Source organism: Limnospira sp. PMC 289.06, from assembly GCF_032350395.1.
Classification (GTDB): Bacteria; Cyanobacteriota; Cyanobacteriia; order Cyanobacteriales; family Microcoleaceae; genus Limnospira; species Limnospira platensis.
The window spans coordinates 7,184-11,438 of the sequence record NZ_JARPLC010000088.1; the positions used below are offsets into that span (position 1 = coordinate 7,184).

The 4,255-nt window shown below is 43.3% G+C and carries 3 protein-coding genes; 1 reads left to right on the plus strand and 2 read right to left on the minus strand.

What is annotated here, in order from left to right; genetic code table 11:
* Positions 1-216 precede the first annotated feature (216 nt).
* A complete protein-coding gene (locus P5674_RS16765) occupies positions 217-516 on the minus strand; it encodes a hypothetical protein (RefSeq protein ID WP_006615748.1) in 300 nt (99 codons plus the stop codon).
* A 72-nt stretch (positions 517-588) separates the two neighbouring features.
* Positions 589-1,992, minus strand: a complete 1,404-nt coding sequence (locus tag P5674_RS16770) for a DUF2079 domain-containing protein (protein ID WP_014276500.1) — start codon at positions 1,990-1,992, stop codon at positions 589-591.
* Between the two features lie 148 nt (positions 1,993-2,140).
* Between P5674_RS16770 and P5674_RS16775 the strand changes: the two genes are divergently transcribed.
* Positions 2,141-3,982 carry a glycosyltransferase family 39 protein gene (locus P5674_RS16775; protein ID WP_315670109.1) on the plus strand — a complete coding sequence of 614 codons (1,842 nt, stop codon included), beginning with the start codon at positions 2,141-2,143 and terminating at the stop codon, positions 3,980-3,982.
* Positions 3,983-4,255 lie beyond the last annotated feature (273 nt).

Here is a 4,255-nt window from a genome sequence, read left to right on the forward strand (position 1 = left end):
ATAGGTTCTGCTGCTTCCTCGTCTCCCAACCAGAAGATGAAAAAACCCGCCCTCATAGGTTCTGCTGCTTCCTCGTCTCCCAACCAGAAGATGAAAAAACCCGCCCTCAGGGGAGAGGGGGGGGAGAATGATTTAGGGCGAGGGTAATGTTTAGTGCGATTTCTCGGCTGTATCAAATGATGTATTATGACCCTAATCTTTGGGGTGTATTTGAGATTACAATAATCTATTTTTCAGTCGTCTGATAATTTGCAAATCTTGTAAATGTGGAGTTACTCCTATTTCAGTTGATATAGGTTGCCTGTATTGTAGACAGTCTATGACAATCAAAGCCATCACAATAAAAAAGGCATGGCCCAGATACTCTATCATCCGAGTTGAGACCAATTGAGGATGCTTCTTCAGGGAGGGAGAAGCCAGAGCCCCCGTTGTAGTTTCTTCTGTGGGTAGAAGAGTCGGGGAAATAGCAATGTCCTCATAATTGTGAACAGGTGGGGTCAAATCAGTGCTAGACATAGGTTATTAATGAATTTGATACTAACCTGCTTATCATCACTCCGGAAAATTCAAATTCCGGTTGAGAAAATCTTAATTTTTCGGGGAGGTGTCCCGGTGAAATAAAAATACCCCGTCGCGGCTATATCCCAATTGAAACTCTGGGATATTTTGAACCTTGACGATGAGACCCTCCACAAGTTCCTGTGAACTATTCCAACCTGGGTAAGTAGAATTGAGTAGGACCCACTCAAACTGGGTGAGGTCCAAACTTTCCGCCCCCTGAGTAGCCAACATCAAAATCTGGCGGTGGGTAAGGTGGGGGGCGATATGGTCCGCAGTTAAAACGCTTCCGGGACTGTTAACGAGGGCGACAGCTTCTCTGGAGGCTGCAACGGTGTCAAAATGTTGGAGATATCGCGACCAAAAATAACCGTATTTAGCTAAAGCCAAGAAAGCCACTAGAGACCATAACATAATATGGCGGGGGTGGCGTAGCCAATAGGAGTTACCCCGTAGGGCAGAAATTACGGCCAGTAGCAAAAATGGCAGTATGGGGAGAGAATAATGCTGGGTGAGGTTTTTTTGTTGGAGGCTACTGCTAAGGAGGTTAAGGGCTAAAATTGGTAATGCGCCGATGATGGGGGTTAAATGGCGGGGTGAGAGTCCCCACAGCAGGGGAAGTATCAATAGCAGGAGATATTCTAAGTTGGCTAATGTGAAGAGTTGTCGCGCCACCAGTCGGGGTTTTAAGAAGAGGTTTTTGGCGATTTCTGTGACTGAGTTACCCAATTCCCCATATCGCGCGACGGCTTCGGGTTGACCGCCGCTGAAGTGGGGGATAATCATACCTGTGGCGATTATAAACCATGTCAGCCCTAAAATTATGGCGATCGCACCACATCTACGCCGGTTTTCAAATAGGAATAACCAAACTCCCATAGCCGCCACCGTTAGGGACAGGACCGCTTTACAGCCCAAAATTACCAGGACTATTAGGGAAAACCACAGGACTTGTTTCGCCCTGGCTTGATAAACGGCGACCAATAACAGAGGAAGCGCGATAACTTCTGGGTGAAAGTCGAATAAGTTGACGTTGAAAATCAGGGGATATAGCAAATAAACTATCGCCATTAAGTTAGCTTGGGTTGGCTTTAAACCCGCCTGTAAAGCCAGCCATTGGGTTGGTATCGCCCCGACTGATAGGGCTATGGCTTGGACTGCAAACAGCCAGTGTACATCGGGATATAGCTTGTAAAGGAGCGCTATGGGGTATAAAATCCAAGCGGCATGGTCGCCGAGTATGTGGATACCCCGAAAGGTGACAAAGGGTTTCTCGCCTTGGCTAATTAGATAAATGCCATTATCGAAAATTCCTAAATCGAAGGCGTTGGATTGAAATATGGCGTGTCGCCAACTGCTACAAAAAAATAGGACTAAGCTAGTTAGGAAAATGATTACCGGTAAAGAATAGGGCGGAAATAGGGCTTTTCTCATTCGTCCTCGGTGTGAAATGTTGATCAAAATTGTACATTTTCCACAGAGTACACCGATTTCTGAGTTAGGCTGTTAAATTAAGGGGTTGTAGATCAGATTCTGGGAGTTGGACGGGTTGAAGTTAACTGGAAATATTGGGGAAACTTTTATGAGGTGGGGTCGTCATCCTGGGTCGGCGTGGATTTTATCTATGGCTGGGTTAGTGGCGATCGCCATTATGGCTTTTCTGTGGCATCTTGGTAGTGTGGGTTTAGTAGATGAAACAGAGCCTTTATTTGCTGAAGCCGCCCGTCATATGAAAATCTCCGGTAATTGGATTACTCCCTATTTTAATCAGGAAACTCGCTTTGATAAACCTCCTTTAATTTATTGGTTAATTGCCCTGGGTTATTATATTTTTGGGGTGAATGAGTGGGCGGTAAGATGGCCTTCTGCTCTATCGGCGATCGCTTTAATGGTTGGCTGTTTTTTGACTCTAAAAAAATTCGGATCGACTACCCATAAATATCTCAAATTTGCTGAGATTCAGCCTTCTGCTTGGATAGCTACTGCCTTAGTGGCTTTGAATTTACAAACTCTCATCTGGGCGCGGCAGGGGGTTTCTGATATGTTATTAAGTGGCTGTATGGGCTTGAGTCTATTTAGCTTTTTTTGGGGATATGCCACTACCAAAGAATCGGATAATAATCCGGCTATTAACTTCGTAGATAAACTCAAAAATTGTTGTCACTGGCAATTTCCGAATAGATGGTATTTAGGATTCTATATTTTCACAGGATTAGCCGTATTAGCTAAAGGTCCTGTCGGTATTGTTATCCCCGGATTAATTGTGGTGGTTTTTCTGGCTTATTTAAATCGCCTGTGGTCAGTTTTGCCAGAAATGGGAGTGATTTGGGGTGGGATTATTTTCGGATTAATTACCGTCCCTTGGTATATTTTGGTAATTATTGAAAATGGTCAAGACTATATAGATTCGTTTTTTGGGTATCATAATGTCCAAAGATTTACCAGTGTTGTAAATGGTCATAGTGCGCCGTGGTATTTCTATTTTGTCGTGGTTTTAATCGGGTTTTTACCATGGTCTATTTATTTGCCCATAGCCATATATAGGCTGGAATTTTGGCGACGTAATCAATGGATTAATCAACCCAGAAATCAGCAATTGGGTTTATTTGCTTGGGTGTGGTTTGCCTGTATTTTTGTATTCTTTACTATCGCCGTTACTAAACTTCCTAGTTATGTGCTGCCTTTAATGCCTGCGGCGGCAATTTTAATCGGCATTTTTTGGGGAGAAGAATTCGGCAAAAATAGCAGTTATATTAATCGTAAAAATCGCTGGTTTTTCAATACAGTATTAGTTAATATCCTGTTTTTAGTCGTTTTAGCGATCGCCATTATTTACAGCCCCCAATTTATCGGACCCGACCCAGCCGTTGAAGATTTAGCATCAGTAGTTAATAACTCTGGCTTACCCATAAAAGGTGGTATAATCTGGACAGCTACCGCTGTTTTAATAGCTTGGTTAATAGGCGATCGTCATCAGTGGCGACTAATTCTTACAGCCAACCTCATCGGCTTTATTTTATTCTTTAATATGGTGTTTATACCCGGCTTATTCTTGGTCGATGAATACCGACAAATCCCTCTAAAAAATATTGCCCAAAACTTGGCGACTTTCCAGCAGCCCCAGGAAGAGTTATGGATGATTGGATTTGCTAAACCTACCGTAGTATTCTATTCTCAGCAGCCCGTCCATTTTTTTAGAATCAACGACTTTTTTAGGGCGGAAGGTGAACCCCTCTTGCATATCCTTAATGTTCTGCAAAACACCTCAGAATCACCCACAGCCCTGGTAGTTAGTCGCGCTAAGGATTTAGCCAGAATTGGACTACAACCGGGAGATTATCCTATTTTAATAGAACAGGGAAATTATCAATTGGTTCGCATTTCCAAGCAAATTTTATTATATCGTGTTATTCACAATGAATAATTAATAGCCCAGAAATAATGTAGGGGCGGGTTCCACAGTTAATTAGATTTGGTAGCGAGAAGATGAATAAACCCGCCCTATCTATCGGTTTCTGCTGTTAATTAGATTTGGTAGCGAGAAGATGAATAAACCCGCCCTCTGAGACAGTGCGATCGCGTAGGGGCGGGTTCTACTGTTAATTAGATTTGGTAGCAAGAAGATGAATAAACCCGCCCTCCGAGACAGTGCGATCGCGTAGGGGCGGGTTCTACTGTTAATTAGATTTGGTAGCGA